The organism is Nocardioides sp. zg-1230 (genome assembly GCF_013155335.1).
Lineage (GTDB): Bacteria > Actinomycetota > Actinomycetes > Propionibacteriales > Nocardioidaceae > Nocardioides.
Genome location: NZ_JABJQZ010000004.1, coordinates 505312 through 524522, shown reverse-complemented (window position 1 = coordinate 524522; position 19211 = coordinate 505312). Strand labels below are relative to the sequence as shown.

Below are 19211 nucleotides of genomic sequence, written 5' to 3'. Positions count from 1 at the left end.
GTCTCCTCACTGCAGCGCGGCGGTGAGCCGCATCGTGTTGTCGAGGTATCGCTGCCAGTGCGAGCGCTGCTGCCACTCCTCGAGCGTCAGCTCGCGTGACAGCGCGCGGTAGTCGTCCTCGACCTTGCGGAATCGTGCGACGACGTCCGCGCCGGTGAGCATCATCGACACCTCGTGGTTCAGCGCGAAGGAGCGCATGTCCATGTTGCTGGAGCCGATGACCGCGACGTCGTCATCGATGGAGAAGTGCTTGGAGTGGAGCACGGCCGGGGCAGGGTAGAGATGGATGCGCACGCCGGCCTCGAGCAGCGCCTCGTAGTAGGAGCACTGAGCGTGGTAGACCATGAACTGGTCGCCCTCCTCGCTCACGAAGAGCTCCACCTCCACACCCCGTCGTGCCGCGGTCGTGACGGCGTACAGCAGAGGCTCGTCGGGGACGAAGTAGGGGCTCGTCAACGAGACGCGCGACTGCGCGGAGTAGATCAGGGCGGTGAACAGCCGCAGGTTGTTCTCCGTGACGTAGCCGGGACCGCTGGGCAGGACCTGCGCCGTCACGCCTGCGGCGTGGGTCCGCGGGGTCGAGGCGGAGAACTCCTCTCCCAGGCGTTCGTGGGTCTCGGTGAACCAGTCCTTGGCGAACACCGCCCGGAGGGCGCTGACCGCCGGCCCGTCGACGCGCGCGACCAGCTCGACCCACTTGCGTCCCGCGGCGTGGTTCTTCGGCTTGTTGTAGCCCGGCTCGATGAGGTTCTGCGATCCCATGAAGGCCACGCGGCCGTCGACCACGAGGATCTTGCGGTGGTTGCGAAGGTCCGGGCGCTGGAACTCGCCCTTGAGGGGACGGACCGGGAGCATCGGCCGCCACTGGATGCGTGAGGCGTCCAGGCGCTTCACGAACTCGGCGTAGCCCGGAATGCCCCTCGACCCCAGGTGGTCGACGAGGAGCCGCACCCGCGCGCCTCGCTCGGTGGCCTCGACCAGCGCCTCGAAGAACGGAGCGGTCACCTCGTCCCAGGCGGCGATGTAGTACTCGACCTCGACAGACGTCTCGGCCGCGGCCACCTCGGCGGTCATCGCCGCGATGGCGTCGTGGTAGCCCGGGATCAGGTCGACCTGGTTCCCTCCTTGCAGGGGCAGCGAGCCGAGGTTGTAGTTCAGGGTCGCCATCGAGGGCAGGTACGCCGGCGCGGAGACCGTGGACGCGGGCAGGCCCTCCGTGGCGGCACGGATCGCCGCGTCCGCCTCGCGCTGCCGCGCCAGCCTTCCCCGGCCGGGGCTGGTGCGGCCCAGGACCAGGAAGACGAGGAAGCCCGCCAGCGGCACGATCAGGATCAGGATCAACCACGCCATGGCCGACGAGGGCTTGCGGTTGCTCGGCAGCACCCCGATCGCCAGGAACTTGACCACGTAGTCGAGGAGCACGAGGCCGGCGCCCAGGAGCACCAGGAGGCGGTCCATCACCGGGCTCCCACGAGCCGGTGGTGTCGGATCATCTGCACCCACCTCGCCATCAGCCTCACGCTCCGCACCGCCTCGGTCGAGTGTCGGGTGCGAGCGGCGCGGGCGTATCACCCCTTACGTGTGAGCCGTTGCCGCCTCGCGGGCGCAGCCGCTGGTTCACCCACATCGGATGACGACACGCGCACCGGCACGCCCCGAGCATCGTCTGATGCGTCTGCTGCCGGAGGAGCGCTCCGACGAGGTCAGCGCCCTCTCGCGCCGGGTGGCCGCGTCCTTCCTCGGGCAGTCCGTGCGGCGCTTCGCCCTCATGGAGGGGTTCGACCGCTGCATCGTCCTCTCGGCCCAGGCGCTGACCGCTCTGATCCCGCTCTTCATCGTCGTGGCCACCGCCGCACCGGCCGGCCAGGAGGACGTGATCAGTCACGCGATCATCCGCCGGTTCGCCCTCACCGGCGCCCCGGCCGACGCAGTGGCGCAGCTCTTCCTGACCCCGGCCGGGGCGTCCAGCAGCGTGTCGGTGTTCAGCGCGTTGCTGCTGCTCTACTCCGCGATGGCGTTCAGTCGCCGACTGCAGTCAATGTACCGGGCCGCGTGGGGGCGGGAGCGGCGTGGCGTGCGCAGCACGCTCTTCGCCGGCCTGGGGCTCATCGCGTTCACCCTGATGGCCTGCCTCTCCTTCCTGCTCCGCGAGCTCACCAGCCGGTTGCCGCTCGAGCTGCTCTGGACGATCCCGCTCTCCGCCGCCGTCGGTCTCGTGCTCTGGACGTGCATCCCGTACTTCATGCTCGAGCGGCAGGTGCACTGGCGGCGGCTCCTGGCCACCGGAGGCGCCTCGGCCGTCGGCATGACCGTCTTCGCGATCGGCACGCCCATCTACATGCCGGGCGTGATGACGCGCGCCACCGAGGACTTCGGTCTCTTCGGGGTCACGATCACCCTCCTCGGCTGGCTCCTGGCGGCTGCCGGCATCCTCATCGCCTGTGCCGTGATGGGTGCCCAGTTCGACTCCTCCGACGCCCCGTGGCTCGTCCAGCTCAGGCGCCGGTTCGCGCTCACCGACCCGGCTGCGGGCGAGCCCGCCGAGCCGGCGGCTGAGGCCCGCGAGGTGGGCGGCCTCACGAGCGGCGACCTGCTGGCCATCGGCCACGGGCTCGTGAACTGGTCGATCATGGCCGGAGCGGTGTGGATCGCGACCGCGGTCGTCCCGGGCATCGAGGTCAGCGGCGGGGTGGGTACCTATCTCGCAGTTTCCGTGATCTTCGGACTCGTCAACGCCATGGTGGGCCCGGTGCTGCAGTGGCTCGTCGGCTCCCAGTCATGGCTGCGGATGGGCGTCTCCGCGCTCCTCGTCAACGGCACCCTCTTCGCTCTCACGGCCGGCCTGACCGCGAACATGGACATCGCCGGCCCGGCCAGCGCCGTCCTCGGCGCGGTGGTGGTCTCCGTTGCCAGCACCCTGCTGGAGCTGGTGATCCGGCCGGCCGCCGGCAACGGCAACGGCAACGGCACCCACGCCGACGGGTGACCGCCCGCCTACTCCTGCGCCGGTGGCACGGCCGGGGCCGGCTCGGGGCGTGCGGCCAGCATCTCGAGGACGAGCAGCACGAGCGCGGCCACCAGCACGAACGCCAGCGCGGTCCCACCCGTGGGGTGGTCCTGCGCGAGGTAGAGGAGCGCAGCCACCGCGACCACGGTCGCCCGGACCGGTGTCCGGTAGGTCGCCAGTGCGACGCCCAGGCGGCCCGTGTCCATCCCGGCTCGGGACCGACCCCGGCGGAGTCCGTCCACCCCCCGCGTCAACGCCGAGCGCGCGGTGGCTCCGGACCCGTGCGTCGAGCTCAGCCATGCCACGACGGTCACCGTCAGCGCGACCACCAGCACACCGCGCAGGGCCAGCCGGATGAAGGAGACGACCTGGTCGTAGACCGCACCGGCGGCCGCCGCCGAGCTGCTCGCGGGCAGGGCGTCGAGGTAGTAGGGCCGGATGACGTTGAGGGTGGCTCCGAGCAGCAGCATCGACGCGGCCACGGCCAGGCCCGCGACCAGGAGCATCCGGCGGCGGTCGCGGGCGATCGCGACCGCGATCCCGATCAGGGCCAGACCGATCACGGGCAGCCACGTGCTGAGGTCGTCGAGCACCGCGAGCAGGTTCTGCACGGTGGCCAGGTCGTCGGACTGCACGATGGCGAAGGAGGCGTCGACCTCGGGGATCCGCTCCGCGATCCCCAGCCCGGCCTCGACCAGCTGGCCCTTGACGGTGTTGATGAGCGTCGCGAGGTTCACGCTGACCTCGCCCCGGTCGATGACGACCGCCCCCTCCGTCTCACCGTTCAGCGCGGCGACCAGCTCGGTGTGGGCCGTGCGGTTCGCCTCGACCCAGGCCTGCTCGAAGACGTCGGACTGCACGAGGGCCAGGATGCGGTCCTCGACGAAGCCCCGGATGCCCGTCGCGAGGGGTCCGGACAGCGACCCCAGTGTCGCGGCGGCCCGGTCCGGCAGGCCCTGGCCCTCGAGGGCGACGACGACCTCGTCGACCGCAGTGTCGATGTCGAGGTAGGAGAAGATCACCTGCTCGATGCGAGCCGCGATCGCCTCCTGGACCGCAGGGTCCTCGGCCAGCGGACCCACCGTCGCGAGGTAGCGGTCGGTGTCCTGGAGCTGACCGTTGGACCACGTGGCCAGGACCGACAGCGGTGCGATCAGCGCGGCCAGCACGACCAGCACACCCGCGACCACCGGGCGCCACCAGCCCCGGCGCTCGGTCGTGGCCGGTGGCTGCGCCGCGGGCGGCGCGCTCCTCAACCGCGCCAGCTCCGCGCGCAGGCGCTCGATCTCCTGAGCCGCCTCTTCCGGAGTGTCATAGGTCTGTGAACCGGGCATGCCCCACCGTGCGACGGACCGCGGGCGGTCGGCGTCACCCGCCGAGGGTGACGCGGCCGCGCACCCGGGTGGGCATGGTGGGGCCATTCGGTTCCCCACCTCCACGAATCGAGGGCGCCATGTCGAGATCGGTCTACGAGATCCGCGCTGTCGGCGAGGTGCCGCCCGATCTCCTGGACGACTTCGAGGGCGCGACCGTCTCGAAGGACCCCGGCGGATCCACGATCCACGTGGTGCTCGGGGACGAGGCGGAGCTCCACGGGCTGCTGGCCGCGCTCAGTCGCGGGGGCTTCGCCCTGGTCGACGTCCGCCGCGAGCCGCCCGTGGCCCCCGAGAACGACTAGGGAAGGTCGCCGAAGGCGGTCTCCGGCCACGCCCGCAGGGCCGCGAGCGCCACGACGGCGACGCCGGCGACGTACGCCGCAGGAGCGAAGTCGTGCCCGGTCGCCGTCTCGACCACCTGCCCCACCAGCGGGGCGGTGCCCCCGACCAGGGCCGTGGCCATCCCGGCGGTGAGCCCCAGGCCGGTGGCGCGAACGGCGGTGGGGAACATCTCGGCCAGCAGCGAGACCGACAGCACACCACCGACGGCGACCCCCACCAGGACCTCGGCGAGCACGATGGCGGGTAGGGCGTCGGTGTGGGCCAGCGCCATCACCGGTCCGGACCCCACGACCAGCCCCACGAGTGAGCCCATGACGACCGGACGACGCCCGAGTCGATCGGAGAGCCGACCGAGGACGAGCGCCGACACAGCGGCGGCCGCCAGACCGATGACCGAGGCGAGCAGGGCTTCGGGGGCAGCCCAGTCGCGGGTCGCCACCAGGTGGTTGGGCAGGTAGACGAAGAACATGTTGAAGGCCAGCGAGCCGGCCGCGATCACGGCGAACCCGGTGAGGGCACCTCGGCGGTGGTCCGACCACACGACCCGGACGGGAGCGGGCTGCCGCGCGGCCGTGCTCCGGGCGTGCAGGAACAGGGGCGACTCCAGCCCCCGTCGGCGGAGGAGGACGCCCACCATGCCCAGGGGAAGCGCGAGCAGGAACGGCGCCCGCCACCAGCCGGCCGTCACCTGGTCGTCGGGGAGCAGCTGGACCAGCCCACCGACACCCAGACCGGCGGCGAGGCCGAGGGCCAGGGTGGCGGTGTGCCACGCGGCGAACGCCCCGCGGCGACCCGCGGGGGCCGACTCGACGATGAAGACGGCGGCCAGTCCGAGCTCACCGCCGGCTGCAAGCCCCTGCGTCCCGCGCAGCACCAGGAGCGCCACGGGCGCCACGAGGCCGATCGCGGCGTACACGGGCAGCAACCCCACGGCCGCCGTGGCCAGGCTCATGAGCAACAGCGTGCTGGTGAACACTCCCCTGCGTCCCCTCGCGTCCGCCCGCCTCCCGAAGACGACCGCTCCCAACGGACGGACCAGGAAGGCCGTGGCGTACAGGGCGAAGGCCGCGAGGAGGACCGTGTCCGGGTCACTGGCGGGCAGGAACAGCTGGGCAAGCACCACGCCCAGCGCCCCGTAGATCGCGAAGTCGTACCACTCCACGGCGTTCCCCACGCAGGCGGCCGCCAACGTGAACCCCGGGCGGGCATCGGTCCCGGGTCCCGACGGCCGGCGGTCGAGCGGCGTATGCTCCGACTCGTACACGGGCGGACGGGAGGCCGACTGGTGAACCCTGTGAGGCCGGATTCGCTTCCCCATGGTGCTGCCCTCCCCTCGATGAGCCACCTGTCGGAGGCCAAGCTCCATGCCCCGTCGGCGCGCGCGAGCTGGGTCGACCGGCCGCGTCTGCTGGACGCCATGCTCCACGCGATCCGCCACCCTGTCACCCTGGTGGCCGCCCCCGCCGGGTACGGCAAGACCACCGTCGTCGCCCAGGCACTCCTCACGGAGCAGTGCCCCGCCTCCGCCTGGGTCTCCCTCGACGCAGGGGACGACGACCCCGTGCGGCTCTGGAGCCACGTGGCCGCGGCGCTCGAACGGGCGGGGTGCGCGCTGCCGGCCGCCGAAGCCGGGCGGGTGCTCGGCCGGCTGGCCGAGGCCCCCCAGACCCTGCTGACGACCATCGTCGCGGCCCTCGGAGCCATGCCGGAGGAGCTGGTGCTCGTCCTCGACGACTTCCACGTCGTCCGGTCGCCGGCACGCCACGAGGAGGTCGAGCTGCTCGTGCAGAGCCTGCCGGACAACGTGCACCTGGTGATCATCAGCCGGTCCGACCCCGGACTCAGGCTGGGTCGACTGCGCGTGTCCCGCGACCTGGCTGAGCTCCGGGCCGACGATCTCGCCTTCACGGTCCCAGAGGCGCGCGAGATGTTCGACCGCACGGGCGTGGCGCTGTCCGACCCCACCCTCGCGGAGCTGGTCGAGCGGACGGAGGGCTGGCCGGCGGCCCTCTACCTGGCCGCGCTCTCGCTGGCCGGCCGGCCTGATACCGACGAGTTCGTGCACCGCTTCAGCGGGAGCAACCGGTTCATCGGTGACTACCTCACGGAGGAGGTGCTCAGCCGGCAGCCGGAGCGGTTGCGGGACTTCATCCTGGAGGCCTCCGTGCTCGAGCGGTTCTCGGCCTCCCTGTGCGATCACGCGCTGGGACGCAGCGACAGCACCACGATCCTCCACGACCTCGAGCGCGGGAACCTGTTCCTGGTGCCACTGGACGGGGAGCGCAGGTGGTTCCGGTTCCACCAGCTCTTCGCAGCCGTCGCCCGGAGCGAGCTGGAGCTGGCGCGACAGCCCGAGCACCTCGAGGGCCTCCACGCCCGGGCTGCCGAGTGGTTCTCCGCGCGGAGCCTCGTCCCGGAGGCGATCACGCACCTGCTCGCCGCGGGAAGGAGGCAGGACGCGGCCGAGCTCGTCCAGGCCAACTGGTTGCGCTTCATGGACGCGGGTCAGGGCGCCACTGTCCAGGGGTGGCTCGAGGACGTCGGTCTCGGCGACGGCGGTCCGCCGGCGCAGGCGACGGCGGCCTGGCTGGCGGGCCTCGTCGGTGACGAGCAGACGATGGCGGGGCACCTGCACGCCCTCGAGGGCCTGGAGGACTACGGTCCGTTGCCGGACGGCTCCCGCTCGATCGAGTCCGCCACGGCCCAGATGCGTGCCCTCTTCGGCTTCGGTGGGCCCCTCGACATGATGGCCGCGGCGCGACGTGCGGCGGAGCTCGAGACGAACGGCCGGTCGGCCCAGTACGTCATCGCCCAGGCCACGCTCGGCCACGCCCACTACCTGCAGGGCGAGCTCGACCAGGCCGTCCCGCACCTCCAGGCAGCGATCCGGGGCGACGGCGCGCCCGGCCTGCTCCGCATCCTGGCGCTGTCGCTCGCCTGCTTCGCGGAGTGCGAGCGCGGCAACACCGCACGGGGACGCGAGTGGGCGGAGCGAGCGATCAACGTGCTCGACAGCCGAGGACTGGGAACCACTCCCCAGGCCTCGTGGGCCTACGTCGCGCTCGCGCTGGCCCAGGCCGATGCGGGGAAGTCCGACGAGGCCATGCGCACGCTGGAGCTCGGTCTCGCGACCCGCCGCCTCGACAACGCGCAGGCGGTGTGGGGACCGATCCACCACCTCCTGATCAGCGCCCGCATTGCAGCCCGGCTGGGACACACCGCCCTCGCGCGCGACCTGCTGACCGAGCTCACCCATCGGATGAGCCGCTTCGGCGAGGGGATGACGGCCATGCACGCGCGGGCTGACGCCGTACGACACCTGATCCAGGCCGACGCCGCGACCGAGCTGGCCGGCGAGCCTCTCACCGACCGCGAGGTCGACGTCCTCCGGATGCTGCAGGGTTCGCTGAGCCTCCACGAGATCGCCGGCGCGCTCTACCTGTCCCCGAACACCGTCAAGACGCATGCGCGGGCGGCCTACCGCAAGCTCGGCGCACACTCGAGGACCGAAGCGGTGAGCCTGGCGCGCCGCCGGTCGCTGATCTAGGTGTGATGCCCAGCCTCACCCGGGTGAGATCACGCGATGGGTGATCCCGCCTCACCCTGCGGGGTGCCTCAATGTCATGTGACGTTTCTGTCATGTGAACAGGTGGTCCCGACATGTCACACCATCCTCCGGCCCGGCCCGCCCCCCTCCGCAGGCCCCCGCGAACCCAGCACGTCGCGGCGCCCACCGTGCCGCAGCCGCGAGCACGCGTGCACGAGCAGAGCCCGCCCACCTGGGGCTGGGCCCTCGTCGAGATCCGGGCGGACGGAACCTGGGGCGAACCCCGCGTGATCCCCGCGCCTGGGACGATCGACGCACCGGCCGACGCCCCGCTCCCCGGGCCCGTGGCGGTCCCGTCCAGCCTCACCGAGCTCAGCGAGCTCCTCAAGACCCACCTCACCGCCACGCGCCTCGAGGACGCCGGCCGCGGTGAGGTGGCCGCCGTGCTCTCCCGCGGGGCGGACGGCGCCCCGGCCGAGACGCGCAGCAGGTTCGTGGGTCCACTTGCCCACGTCGAGGCCCTGCAGGGCGACCTCCGGCGGGCCGAACGTCATGCCGAACAGGTGCGCACCGGTCCCCCCGACCCCCACGGAGGCTCCGGCCACGCCCACGCCCTCCTGGCCGAGGCATGGGTAGCCCTCGAGCGGGCCGACTTCCCTGGTGCCCGGCTCCGCCTCGACTCCCTGGAGGACGTCGTGCGCGGGCGGGACCCGTGGCTGGCGACGAGCCACGTGCTGCTCGAGGCGAAGCTGGCGATCGCCCTGGGGACGCCCGAGGCCGCGATCCGTCTCCTGGCCGCTCGCGAGCCGGCAGTCCCGGCGGCCAGGTCCACGGACTGGCTCGCCGAGCTGCTGACGGTCGTGCGGGCCGAGGCGTTGATCGCGTCGGGAGAGCCGGACCGGGCCATGGCGCTGCTCACCCCCGTTCCCCGACACGCGGTCGTCGAGGCGATGGTCATGGCGGCGCTGGCGCGGCGGACGATCGGGGACGTGCGCGGGGCGCTGGCCGTCCTCAGCCGGGCGGTGACCGACCTCGACCACGCTCCCCTCGCCCTGCAGATCGAGGCGTGGCTGCTCGAGGCGGGCATGGCCGAGGACCAGCGTCGGGACCAACGGGCACGCCTGCTGGCCGACCGAGCCCTCCGCTCGGCCACGAGCGAGGGGATGCGCCGCGCGGTGATGCGGGACTGGGGGTGGCTGCGCCGGGCCGTCGAGCGCGACACCGGCCTGCTGCGCAGGCACCGCGACTTCCTGGCCACCTGCCCCGGTGACGACGACGGGCCCTGGCGACCGGCATCCGTCGCCGTCGCCGCGCCCGCCAGCGTGGACGGCGACCAGCTGCCTCCCTCCCTGCTCACCGAGCGCGAGGGCCAGGTCCTCCAGCTGCTGGCGCAGATGAACTCGACCGAGGAGATCGCCGCGGCCCTCTACGTGTCCACCAACACGGTCAAGACCCACCTCAAGGGCATCTTCGGCAAGCTGGGCGTCAACCGGCGGGTGGACGCCGTACGCCGTGGGCGGGCGCTCGACCTCTGCTAGCGCGAGCCGGCCAGCACCGGGGCGCCCACGCGTCGCACGCGTTCCAGACGCGCACCGGACTCCGCGCACGCCTGCAGGAACCGGTGGAGCTCTCCCGCACCGAGGGTGAGCCGCACGATCGTCTGCCTCTGCACCGAGTAGTGCGTGCACTTGAGGTAGCGCAGCAGGGGCCCTCCCAGCTCGCCGACCACCCGCACCTCGTAGACCCCCGCCTCGCGCGGCGCATCCGCCGCGCCTGCGACGCGGTGGACGTCGGTCAGTGTCAGGCCCACGGTGCTGATCTCGACGAGCAACGCGTTCAGCTCCTCGGGACTCTCCACCCGCCGGCGCAGGGCGGTCTGCGCCTCCGTGCTCCGCACCCTCATGTGGGGATAGCGCTCACGGAGCGACTCGTCCGGCTCACACGTCAGCTGGACGTCGTACTCGAATGCCTGCGCCTCTTCGGCCGACTCGTGATGCACCATCACGACACGGTGCGCTGCCAGCGGGGTCCCTCGCGTCACCCTCGGTGGGTGAGGCCCTGCCCCGTCGCTGTCTCCATGCTGGGAGCACGAGCACGACGACAGGGAGGCACGCTGATGTCGACACCGACCCCGGTGAGGGAGCAGGACCGCCCGTACTCGGACGACGGCTGGTCGGGCTGGATCATGTTCGCCAGCACCCTGATGTTCATCCTCGGGTGCTTCCACGCGATCGCCGGCCTCGTCGGCATCTTCGACGAGGACTACTACCTGGTCGGCGAGAACGACCTCGTCGTGACCGTCGACTACAGCACGTGGGGCTGGACCCACCTGGTCCTCGGGATCCTCGTCGCCGCAGCGGGCGGTGCGCTCCTCCGTGGCGCGATGTGGGCGCGGATCGTGGCCATCGTGCTCGCGGTCCTGAGCTCGATCGCCAACCTCGTCTTCATGGCGGCCTACCCCCTGTGGTCGCTCATCATGATCACCGTCAACGTCCTGGTGATCTATGCCGTCACGGCCCATGGCGACCGCCGGTCGCTCGGCGACTACTGAGTAGGTGGAACATGTCTGAGGACTTCGGATTCTGGGACGTCATGGTCTCGATCTTCTGGTTCACCATCCTGCTGGCCTGGATCACGCTCCTCGTCCACATCCTCATCGACATCTTCCGCGACGACACGCTGGGCGGTGGCATGAAGGCGCTGTGGAGCATCTTCATCATCCTGGTCCCGTGGCTCGGAGCCCTCGTGTACCTCATCGCGCGAGGCGACTCGATGAACAAGCGCAACCGCGAGGCGGCGATGGCCCGGATGGAGATGTACGGGGCGCAGCGACCGGCCGCACCGCAGGTCTCGGAGGAGCTGCAACGCCTGGCCGAGCTGCGTGACAGCGGGGTCCTCTCCACCGCCGAGTACGACCAGGCCAAGGCGAAGGTCCTGGCCTGAGCGGACGCCTCGACCGCGACGTCGACAGGAGCAGTCGAGTGACGTCCTCCAGCCCGGCCGCCCCGTCCGACACCGCGGACGCACCGGACCACCGGCGGTTCGCCCTCACCATCCGGGGCTCCGACGTCGTCCGGTTGCTCGGCACCGGTGTCCTGACCTTCCTCTCCCTCCTCCTGACCGCCGAGCTGCTGCCCGGCTTCACCGTCACCTCGTGGTGGCCGCTGGCGGTGACCGCCGCGGTCGGCGGGCTCGTGGGAATGGTGGTGCGTCCCGTCCTCGCGATGGTCGCCGGCGCGATCGGGTGGATCGCCGTGGCGGCGGTCGCGGTCTTCGGGCAGGCCCTCGTGATGCAGGCGGCCATCACGATCGTCCCCGGCGCGTCGTTCGACTCCTTCTGGACCGCCGTGGCGACCGCGTGGCTCACGGCCGCGATCTCGACGTTGCTCGCGTGGCTCGCGAGCGCGGGCACCGACGAGTCGATGACCGCCAGCCTGGTCCGCCTCAAGCCCGGCGCCGTCCCGGACCCCGAGGTGGACGGCGTCGTCTTCGTGCAGCTGGACGGGGTCTCCTTCCCCGTCATGCAGTGGGTGGTCCAGTCCGGGACGATGACGACCCCCCGGCGGTGGCTGGACACCGGCAGCCACACGGTGCACGAGTGGACCGTCCAGATGCCCTGCACGACACCTGCCAGCCAGCAGGCGATCCTGCAGGGCAGCGCGGACGGCGTACCGGCCTTCCGCTGGTACGACCGCGACCTCGGCCGGGTCCTGGTGGCCAACCGCCCCGCCGATGCCTCGGTCATCGAGTCGCGGGCCACCACGGGCCACGGCCTCCTGGCCGACGGCGGCGTGTCGGTGTCGAACCTGTTCACCGGGGACGCCGAGAGGGCCTGCATGACCATGAGCCGGCTCGAGGTGACGCGCGGGTCACGACGCACCCGACAGGTCTTCGCACGCTTCGTGATCCGCCCGGACGGGCTGGTGCGCAGCGTCTCGCGGACCGTCGCCGAGATCGGGCGCGAGCGGGTCCAGGCGCTGCGCCAGCGACGCCTGGGAGTGCACCCGCGGGTCCACCGCTCGTGGACGTTCGCCGGCCTGCGTGCGTTCAGCAACGGGCTGCTGCGCGACCTCAACACCACCGTGGTGGCCGAGGAGATGATGCGCGGAACCCGCAGCATCTACGTCGACTACGTCGACTACGACGAGATCGCCCACCATGCCGGAGCCACGCGCCTCGAGACGGTCGCCTCCCTCACCGCGCTCGACCGGGTGCTTGCCGTGCTCGAGGCGGTGGCCGAGCGCGCTCCCCGCACCTACCACTTCGTGCTCCTCAGCGACCACGGTCAGTCCCAGGGCGAGCCGTTCGCCTCGCGCTACGGGACTGACCTGAGCGACCTGTGCAGGTCCCTCACCCAGTCGCGGACCGCGGGCGTGGAGGGCAGCATCGAGGGTTGGGGACGCGTCGACTCCGTCCTCGAGGACATCGGCGGGACGCACACCGCCGCCGTCACGGACGCGGCCGCCAAGCGCGTCGACGGCAAGCTCAAGCCCGAGGGGTCCGACGCCGAGGATGCCGAGCTCGTCGTCCTGGCCAGCGGGAACCTCGGACTGGTGCACGTCCCGGGCCCGCGCCGGCTGCTGCTCGAAGAGCTGGAGGACCGCTGGCCCGGCCTCGTGCCGGGGCTGCTCGCCCATCCCGGCGTGGGCTTCGTCAGCGCGCTGAGCGCGACCGGTCCCGTCGTCCTGGGCCGGGACGGACGTCGCGACCTCTCGACCGGCGCCGTCGAGGGCACGGACCCGCTCGCCGCTTTCGGTGCCCATGCTCCGGCGATGCTCGAGGCCGCGACCCTCATGCCCCGCGCGCCGGAGCTGTACGTCAACAGCTCCTTCGACCCGGTCACGATGGACGTGGCGGCCTTCGAGCCCCTGGTCGGGTGTCACGGTGGTCTCGGCGGGTGGCAGGACCGGGCGTTCGTCATGGCGCCCACGCACCTGTTCGCACCCGACCGCCCGATCGTCGGCGGCGACGACCTGCACCGGCACCTGGTCGCGATGCTGGTCGCCCTGGGACACCGGACCGAGCTGCAGAGGATCCCGTCGTGACCATCCCTCGCACCACCGTCCTGCTGGTGGGCACGGCCGCCGCCGTGGTGGTCCTGGCCGGCGTCAGGGCCACCCAGGACATCGTCGCTCCCGTGATGCTGGCCCTGCTGCTCACGATCCTGTTCCACCCGATGCGCCGCGGGCTCGAGAGGCGCCTGCCCCGCTGGGCAGCGTCGACGTGCCTGCTCGTCGCCGCCGTGCTGCTGCTGGTGTCGCTGGCCCTCGCTGTCGTCGTCGCGATCGGCCGGCTGGCCACGCTCGTCCCGAGCTACGCGTCCGACGCCGACGAGCTGGTCGCCGACCTCGGGGCCGCGCTCGAGTCGATGGGAGTCGGTACGGAGCAGACCGATGCGATGGCGAAGGCGCTCGACCCGCAGCGGGTGGTGGACCTCGTCACGTCGGTGCTCGGGAGCGTGCTGTCGCTGGTCTCGGGCCTCGTGCTGATCGTGACGCTGCTGGTGTTCTTCTCCTTCGACGCCGCCAGGACCGGCGCGCTGGCCGACGGGGCCCGCGTGCACCGCCCCCTGCTCGTGGACAGCCTCGGCAACTTCGCCCGCGGCACCCGCAGCTACTTCGGGGTCTCCGCGGTCTTCGGCCTCATCGTCGCCGTCATCGACGCCGCGGTCCTCTACCTCATGGGGATCCCGGGCGCCTTCATCTGGGGGGTGCTGGCGTTCGTCACGAACTTCATCCCCAACATCGGCTTCGTCATCGGCGTCATCCCGCCCGCGTTGATCGGGCTGCTGGAGGGTGGCCCCTCGCTCATGCTCGCCGTGATCGTCCTCTACTCGGTCATCAACGTGGTGATCCAGTCCTTCATCCAGCCCCGCTTCGTCGGTGACGCCGTCGGGCTCTCGACCAGCCTGACCTTCCTGTCGCTCGTGTTCTGGACCTGGGTGCTGGGACCGCTCGGCGCACTCCTAGCCGTGCCCATGAGCCTGCTGGTCCGGTCGCTGCTGGTGGAGGCCGACCCCGACGGACGCTGGCGGCTGCCGCTCATCAGCGGTGAGCCGGGCACGGTGCGCCTGGACGGCGACGGGGCGCGGGACGAGGAGGCCGGCACCCCGACGTGAGGCCGACCCCTGCGCGGCCCCGCGCCGTGGGCGTCGGCTCAGGAGCGTCGCCCGATCAAGGACCCCAGGTCGCTCGCGCGGTAGTCGAGCTCGCGGAAGGCCGCCCGCACCACGGCAGGGACCGCGCGGGTCGCGACGACGTACGCCACCAACCCTGCGGCAACTGCGGCCACCGGCACCCAGGGGACTGCGACGGTCGTGCTCATCGGAAAGCTCCTCGCCTGTCGATCTCCGCGCCATGGTCGTCGCCGTGCCGCGCCGTCGGATCACCCAGCGGGGGTGACGCCACCTCGGGTGCGCGCTCACGACCATGGCAGGCACGGAGCACGACGAGGGAGGAACGATGGGATTTCGCGACCGGGACCTCGACGGCCCCAGGTTCCAGATGCGCGAGAAGCTGATGTCGGTCGGTGACGACTTCTGGATCGAGGACGACCAGGGCCACCGCCTCTTCAAGGTCAACGGCAAGGCCGTGAGGTGGCGCGACACCTTCGTCCTGGAGGACGCGAGCGGCGAGGAGCTGGTCAAGGTCCAGGAGAAGAAGCTCGCCGTCCGCGACACGATGACCATCGAGCGCGGCGACACGACGGCCAAGGTGCACAAGCGACTCCTCGGCATCCGTGACCACTACGTCATCGAGGTGGAGGGCGGCGACGACTTCAAGGCCCACGGCAACATCGTCGACCACGAGTACGAGATCGAGCGGGACGGCGAGACGGTCGCGAAGATCTCGAAGAAGTGGTTCCGGGTGCGCGACACCTACGGCGTCCAGCTCGCCCAGGGCCAGGACGTCGCCCTCATCCTCGCCATCACGGTGTGCGTCGACGCGATGGCACGCGACTGACGACAGTCACCCGCCGCGGATGATCCGCGCCCTGCAGCGCCCTGACTAGCGTCGATGTCCTGGCACTGACTCGTTCGGCTGGAGGGTGTGATGGGGATGACCCGTGTGGAGAGAACAGACCCGATCCGGGTGCCGACGTGAGCGCCGCGGACGCGGTGGCAGGCGCAGCGGCACGCGCTCCGGCGCCTGCCGTCAACTGGATCTCGTGGGTGGCCCTGGCCATGATGACCACGAGCTCGGTGGCCAGCCTGCGCGCGGCGCCGACCATGGCCGTGTACGGCCTCGCGTGCGTCTTCCTCTACCTCCTCCCTGCGCTCGTCTTCCTGCTGCCGACGTCGTTGGTGTCGGCCGAGCTGGCGTCCGGCTGGGAGGGCGGCATCTACAAGTGGGTGTCGGAGGGGATCTCCAAGCCGATGGGCTTCCTGGCCGTGTGGTGCCAGTTCGCGATGACGATCTTCTACTACCCGAGCCTGCTCGGTTTCGTGGCCAGCACGCTCGCGTACGTCTTCAACCCCGAGCTGGCCAGCAGCGGGGTGTGGACGGCCGCCGTCATCATCGTCGTCTACTGGTCGGGCGTGTGGGTGTCCTCACGCGGCACCAAGGGCGTGGCCGGCCTGGCCAGCGGCGGCCTGATCATCGGCACCCTGATCCCCGGGGTCGTCCTGGTCCTGCTCGGCGTGGTCTTCCTCGGACAGGGCAACGAGTCCGCCGCACCGATGACCTCCGACAACATCTTCCCGGTGTGGGCGGGCCTGTCGAGCCTCGTGCTGATCGTCAACAACTTCCTGTCCTACTCCGGCATGGAGATGAACGCGGTCCACGTGTCGTCGCTGAAGGACCCTGCCAAGGAGTTCCCGCGGTCGATGTTCCTGGCCATGGGGCTGGTCCTGATGATCTTCATCCTGCCGGCGTTGGCGATCAGCTGGATCGTTCCTGCCGAGGAGCTGTCCTTGACGGCCGGCGTGATGCAGGCCTTCGATGCCGTCTTCGCGAACTTCGGCTGGCAGTGGCTGACCCCGATCGTGGGCATCATGCTGGTCGCCGCCTCGCTCGGCGGCATGCTGACCTGGCTCGCAGGCCCCTCGAAGGGCCTGCTGCTGATCTCCCGTCAGGAGGGCTACCTGCCGCCGTTCCTGCAGAAGCTCAACAAGAACGGCGTGCAGCAGAACATCCTGGTCGTCCAGGGTCTCGTCACGACGGTGATCGGCCTGGCCTACGCGCTGATCCCCGACGTCTCCAGCGCCTACTGGGTCTTCTCGGTGATCACCACGCAGGTCTACCTCATCATGTACCTGCTGATGTTCGTGGCCGCGATCCAGCTGCGACGGAAGGACCCTGACCACCCGCGCGGCTACCGCGCGCCCATGCTGGTCGGGATGTGCGGCATCGGCTTCGCGGCCTCGCTGGCCGCCCTGCTCGTCGGCTTCATCCCGCCGTCGCAGTTCGCCAGCGGCAACGCGGGCCTGTACTTCGCCATCGTGGGCGGCGGCGCCCTGGGGCTCGGGCTCCTGGTCCCGTTCATCTTCTACAAGCTGCGCAAGCCGTCCTGGAAGCAGCCCGAGACCACGGAGGTGAGCGCGTCATGAGCACGCCGGCCAGCACCCCGACCGAGACGCAGAGCGCGCGCGAGCGCAGCTGGATCTTCATCACCGCCCTGGTCCTGCTGGGCGTGCTCGCCCTGGCGGGCGTCCTCGCCTTCACCGAGGGACGTGAGACCGCGCGGGCCCTGACGAAGGCCGACGAGCTCATCGCCGCGCTCGAGGACGCTGGGGCGCGGACCCCCGACCGGGACGTGGTGGCCCGCGTCCTGGGCGACGACGGCGGGGCCACCTGCGAGGACCCGAACGACGCTCTGAGCCGGTCCGTCCTGCTGGCGCAGCTCTCGAACGGGGCGAGCGGCCCGGGCGCGCGGCCCGTGATCGCCGACAGCCGGGTCTTCCGGGGCCAGTTGCTCATCATCGAGATCTACTGCCCCGACGAGCTGGAGGACTTCCGGGAGTTCGTCGACGACCTCAAGACCGACGGCGTGGCGGGTTCGTGAGCATGGACGTGGGGACGGGCCTCAGCACCCGTGTCGCCGACCTCATGCCGCAGGCGAGGGAGGAGCTGGCCGAGCTCGTCGCCATCCGGTCGGTCGCCGACCCGCGGCAGTTCCCGCCGGAGGAGTGCGACCGGGCGGCGCGGTGGGTGCGCGAGCGCTTCGCGGCCCTCGGCTTCACCGACGCCCGGCTCGCCAGGACGGCGGACGGCAGCAACGCGGTGGTCGGCTCCCGGCCGTGCGATCGCGCCGACGCGCCCACCGTGCTCCTCTACGCCCACTACGACGTGCAGCCGCCTCTCGACGACGACGCCTGGGAGACGCCTCCCTTCGAGCTCACCGAGAAGGGCGGTCGCTGGTACGGGCGCGGCGCGGCGGACTGCAAGGGCAACATCCTCATGCACCTCCTGGCACTGCGTGCTCTCGGTGACGGCGTACCGGTCAACCTCAAGCTGGTGGTGGAGGGTTCGGAGGAGCAGGGCACCGGCGGCCTGGAGGGCTTCGTCGTCGACAACCCCGACCTGCTTCGTGCGGACACGATCCTCGTCTGCGACACGGGGAACGCGGCCGTGGGCCGGCCGGCCGCGACCGTCAGCCTGCGGGGCATGGTCAACGTGGTCGTCACGGTGGAGGCACTCGCGTCCGAGCTCCACTCCGGCATGTTCGGCGGGGCCGCCCCGGACGCGCTGGCGGCGCTGATCGCCATGCTGGCCTCCCTGCGGGACGCCAACGGCAACACCACGGTCGGAGGCCTGGACAACAGGAACCGGTGGGAGGGCGAGCCCTACCCGCCGGCGCAGTTCCGCAGCGACGCCGGGCTGCTGGACGGCGTACGTCTCCTCGGGGACGGCGAGGTGTCCGACATGCTATGGGCTCGACCCGCGATCACCGTGCTCGGCATCGACTGCCCGCCCGTCGTCGGGTCCGCGGCTGCGATCGTTCCGAGGACGGCCGCGCGGCTGAACCTCCGGATCCCTCCCGGGTTGGCACCGGAGGTGGCTCAGCAGGCGCTCACGGCGCACCTCCGAGCTGCCGCACCCTGGGGTGTCCACGTCTCCGTCGAGGTCGAGGCCACCGGATCGCCGTTCCGGGCCACCACAGACGGTCCGGCCTACCGGGCGATGGGGGCGGCGATGCAGGAGGCCTACGGCACGCCCATGGTGACCCTCGGGCAGGGCGGCTCGATCCCGCTCTGCAACGTGCTCACCGACACCTACCCCGACGCCGAGATCATCCTCATGGGCGTCGAGGAGCCGCAGGCGCTGATCCACGCCCCCAACGAGAGCGTCGACCCGCGGGAGATCTCCGCCATGGCCCTGGCCGAGGCGCTGTTCCTCCAGCGCTATGCCGCCGTGCCCCGCTGACGGAGCCCTCAGCGCGAGCATCCTGCTGACCCAGGCACCCGAGCGCCACCCGCGCGCCGTCAGGCCGGGCGGATGGTGGAGGGACGGTCGACCCGCCAGCGGACCCGTGGCCCGGTGACCTGTCACGGCCTTCGCGAAGTCGTCAGGTGCCGGAGTGGCGGGCTGCGCGTACGGGTTCGCGGAGGGCCAGTCCGATCAGAGTCAGGACGATCCCCAGGACGAAGGCCATGCCAGCGACGCCGAAAGCGACGACCGAGGTGAACAGCGACGCCTGGAGGAACGCGGAGTCCATGGCGACCGCGCGGTTCGGGTCCTCGCGATCGAGCTCGGCGTAGGTCTTGCCGCCGGTGATGTCCAACGTGTGCTGGTTGATGATGTCGGCCTGGCAGTAGGCGGAGATCGGGCCGTTCACGCCGTCCCCAGCCGCGCAGGTGGCGTCGTCGGAGACGGTGATCCTCTGGTCCTCCAGAGTGGTCGAGACGACCACCCAGGTGATGACACCGGCGACCGCCATGACGATGCCGACGACGATGGCCGTGATGGCCGCGATGTTCCGCATGCCTTGCCCCCCTCAC

Annotated in this window: 18 protein-coding genes; 12 read left to right on the top strand and 6 right to left on the bottom strand. The window is 71.4% G+C overall.

Annotated features, from left to right (window positions below):
• Window positions 1–6: 6 nt before the first annotated feature.
• Entirely contained in the window at window positions 7–1458 is a 1452-nt protein-coding gene (gene cls, locus HOO61_RS14400) for a cardiolipin synthase (RefSeq protein WP_172259521.1), read from the bottom strand.
• Window positions 1459–1669: 211 nt separating this feature from the next.
• On the opposite strand from cls, the gene HOO61_RS14395 reads away from it, so the two are divergent.
• A complete protein-coding gene (locus tag HOO61_RS14395; RefSeq protein WP_172259519.1) occupies window positions 1670–2986 on the top strand; it encodes a phage holin family protein in 1317 nt (438 codons plus the stop codon).
• A gap of 8 nt (window positions 2987–2994) precedes the next feature.
• Here HOO61_RS14395 and HOO61_RS14390 read toward each other — a convergent pair whose 3' ends face one another.
• Window positions 2995–4341, bottom strand: coding sequence for a hypothetical protein (locus HOO61_RS14390; RefSeq protein WP_172259517.1), 1347 nt, complete (start codon window positions 4339–4341; stop codon window positions 2995–2997).
• A gap of 119 nt (window positions 4342–4460) precedes the next feature.
• On the opposite strand from HOO61_RS14390, the gene HOO61_RS14385 reads away from it, so the two are divergent.
• Window positions 4461–4685 carry a hypothetical protein gene (locus HOO61_RS14385; protein WP_172259515.1) on the top strand — a complete coding sequence of 75 codons (225 nt, stop codon included), beginning with the start codon at window positions 4461–4463 and terminating at the stop codon, window positions 4683–4685.
• Here the strand turns inward: HOO61_RS14385 and HOO61_RS14380 are convergent.
• Complete coding sequence (locus tag HOO61_RS14380; RefSeq protein WP_172259513.1) at window positions 4682–5899, bottom strand: MFS transporter; 1218 nt, start codon at window positions 5897–5899, stop codon at window positions 4682–4684. The genes HOO61_RS14385 and HOO61_RS14380 overlap by 4 nt on opposite strands.
• A gap of 162 nt (window positions 5900–6061) precedes the next feature.
• On the opposite strand from HOO61_RS14380, the gene HOO61_RS14375 reads away from it, so the two are divergent.
• Window positions 6062–8272, top strand: a complete 2211-nt coding sequence (locus HOO61_RS14375; RefSeq protein WP_172259511.1) for a LuxR C-terminal-related transcriptional regulator — start codon at window positions 6062–6064, stop codon at window positions 8270–8272.
• Between the two features lie 209 nt (window positions 8273–8481).
• Window positions 8482–9810 carry a LuxR C-terminal-related transcriptional regulator gene (locus HOO61_RS24930; RefSeq protein WP_172259509.1) on the top strand — a complete coding sequence of 443 codons (1329 nt, stop codon included), beginning with the start codon at window positions 8482–8484 and terminating at the stop codon, window positions 9808–9810.
• Here HOO61_RS24930 and HOO61_RS14365 read toward each other — a convergent pair.
• Window positions 9807–10274, bottom strand: coding sequence for a hypothetical protein (locus tag HOO61_RS14365; protein ID WP_172259507.1), 468 nt, complete (start codon window positions 10272–10274; stop codon window positions 9807–9809). The genes HOO61_RS24930 and HOO61_RS14365 overlap by 4 nt on opposite strands.
• A gap of 114 nt (window positions 10275–10388) precedes the next feature.
• Here HOO61_RS14365 and HOO61_RS14360 point away from each other — a divergent pair, with 114 nt between their 5' ends.
• From HOO61_RS14360 to HOO61_RS14345, 4 genes are read left to right on the top strand one after another with little or no spacing between them, the layout of a single operon-like run.
• Window positions 10389–10823, top strand: a complete 435-nt coding sequence (locus tag HOO61_RS14360; protein ID WP_172259505.1) for a hypothetical protein — start codon at window positions 10389–10391, stop codon at window positions 10821–10823.
• Between the two features lie 11 nt (window positions 10824–10834).
• Window positions 10835–11215 (top strand): SHOCT domain-containing protein, encoded by a 381-nt coding sequence (locus HOO61_RS14355; protein WP_172259503.1) that lies wholly within the window; start codon window positions 10835–10837, stop codon window positions 11213–11215.
• A 38-nt stretch (window positions 11216–11253) separates the two neighbouring features.
• Entirely contained in the window at window positions 11254–13317 is a 2064-nt protein-coding gene (locus tag HOO61_RS14350; RefSeq protein ID WP_172259501.1) for a phage holin family protein, read from the top strand.
• Window positions 13314–14390, top strand: a complete 1077-nt coding sequence (locus tag HOO61_RS14345) for an AI-2E family transporter (RefSeq protein ID WP_172259499.1) — start codon at window positions 13314–13316, stop codon at window positions 14388–14390. The genes HOO61_RS14350 and HOO61_RS14345 overlap by 4 nt, the downstream gene beginning before the upstream one ends.
• 38 nt (window positions 14391–14428) lie before the next feature.
• On the opposite strand, the gene HOO61_RS14340 is transcribed toward HOO61_RS14345, so the two are convergent.
• Window positions 14429–14596: a hypothetical protein gene (locus HOO61_RS14340; protein WP_172259497.1), complete on the bottom strand. Its 168-nt coding sequence runs from the start codon at window positions 14594–14596 to the stop codon at window positions 14429–14431.
• 137 nt (window positions 14597–14733) lie between these two features.
• On the opposite strand from HOO61_RS14340, the gene HOO61_RS14335 reads away from it, so the two are divergent.
• From HOO61_RS14335 to HOO61_RS14320, 4 genes are all read left to right on the top strand, one after another.
• Entirely contained in the window at window positions 14734–15234 is a 501-nt protein-coding gene (locus HOO61_RS14335) for an LURP-one-related/scramblase family protein (protein WP_216658903.1), read from the top strand.
• 137 nt (window positions 15235–15371) lie between these two features.
• Complete coding sequence (locus HOO61_RS14330; RefSeq protein WP_367650184.1) at window positions 15372–16820, top strand: APC family permease; 1449 nt, start codon at window positions 15372–15374, stop codon at window positions 16818–16820.
• Entirely contained in the window at window positions 16817–17275 is a 459-nt protein-coding gene (locus HOO61_RS14325; RefSeq protein ID WP_172259495.1) for a hypothetical protein, read from the top strand. Before HOO61_RS14330 ends, HOO61_RS14325 begins: the two co-directional genes overlap by 4 nt.
• A gap of 2 nt (window positions 17276–17277) precedes the next feature.
• Entirely contained in the window at window positions 17278–18636 is a 1359-nt protein-coding gene (locus HOO61_RS14320; protein WP_172259493.1) for a dipeptidase, read from the top strand.
• Between the two features lie 142 nt (window positions 18637–18778).
• Here HOO61_RS14320 and HOO61_RS14315 read toward each other — a convergent pair whose 3' ends face one another.
• Window positions 18779–19195 carry an aromatic ring-opening dioxygenase LigA gene (locus HOO61_RS14315; protein WP_172259491.1) on the bottom strand — a complete coding sequence of 139 codons (417 nt, stop codon included), beginning with the start codon at window positions 19193–19195 and terminating at the stop codon, window positions 18779–18781.
• Window positions 19196–19211: the final 16 nt, after the last annotated feature.

Bases quoted from the DNA above. Each gene is read 5' to 3' on its own strand.
- cls (WP_172259521.1), bottom strand. From the start codon at position 1,458: ATGGACCGCCTCCTGGTGCTCCTGGGCGCCGGCCTCGTGCTCCTCGAC.
- HOO61_RS14395 (WP_172259519.1), top strand. From the start codon at position 1,670: ATGCGTCTGCTGCCGGAGGAGCGCTCCGACGAGGTCAGCGCCCTCTCG.
- HOO61_RS14390 (WP_172259517.1), bottom strand. From the start codon at position 4,341: ATGCCCGGTTCACAGACCTATGACACTCCGGAAGAGGCGGCTCAGGAG.
- HOO61_RS14385 (WP_172259515.1), top strand. From the start codon at position 4,461: ATGTCGAGATCGGTCTACGAGATCCGCGCTGTCGGCGAGGTGCCGCCC.
- HOO61_RS14375 (WP_172259511.1), top strand. From the start codon at position 6,062: ATGAGCCACCTGTCGGAGGCCAAGCTCCATGCCCCGTCGGCGCGCGCG.
- HOO61_RS14365 (WP_172259507.1), bottom strand. From the start codon at position 10,274: ATGGTGCATCACGAGTCGGCCGAAGAGGCGCAGGCATTCGAGTACGAC.
- HOO61_RS14360 (WP_172259505.1), top strand. From the start codon at position 10,389: ATGTCGACACCGACCCCGGTGAGGGAGCAGGACCGCCCGTACTCGGAC.
- HOO61_RS14355 (WP_172259503.1), top strand. From the start codon at position 10,835: ATGTCTGAGGACTTCGGATTCTGGGACGTCATGGTCTCGATCTTCTGG.
- HOO61_RS14340 (WP_172259497.1), bottom strand. From the start codon at position 14,596: ATGAGCACGACCGTCGCAGTCCCCTGGGTGCCGGTGGCCGCAGTTGCC.
- HOO61_RS14335 (WP_216658903.1), top strand. From the start codon at position 14,734: ATGGGATTTCGCGACCGGGACCTCGACGGCCCCAGGTTCCAGATGCGC.
- HOO61_RS14325 (WP_172259495.1), top strand. From the start codon at position 16,817: ATGAGCACGCCGGCCAGCACCCCGACCGAGACGCAGAGCGCGCGCGAG.
- HOO61_RS14320 (WP_172259493.1), top strand. From the start codon at position 17,278: ATGGACGTGGGGACGGGCCTCAGCACCCGTGTCGCCGACCTCATGCCG.
- HOO61_RS14315 (WP_172259491.1), bottom strand. From the start codon at position 19,195: ATGCGGAACATCGCGGCCATCACGGCCATCGTCGTCGGCATCGTCATG.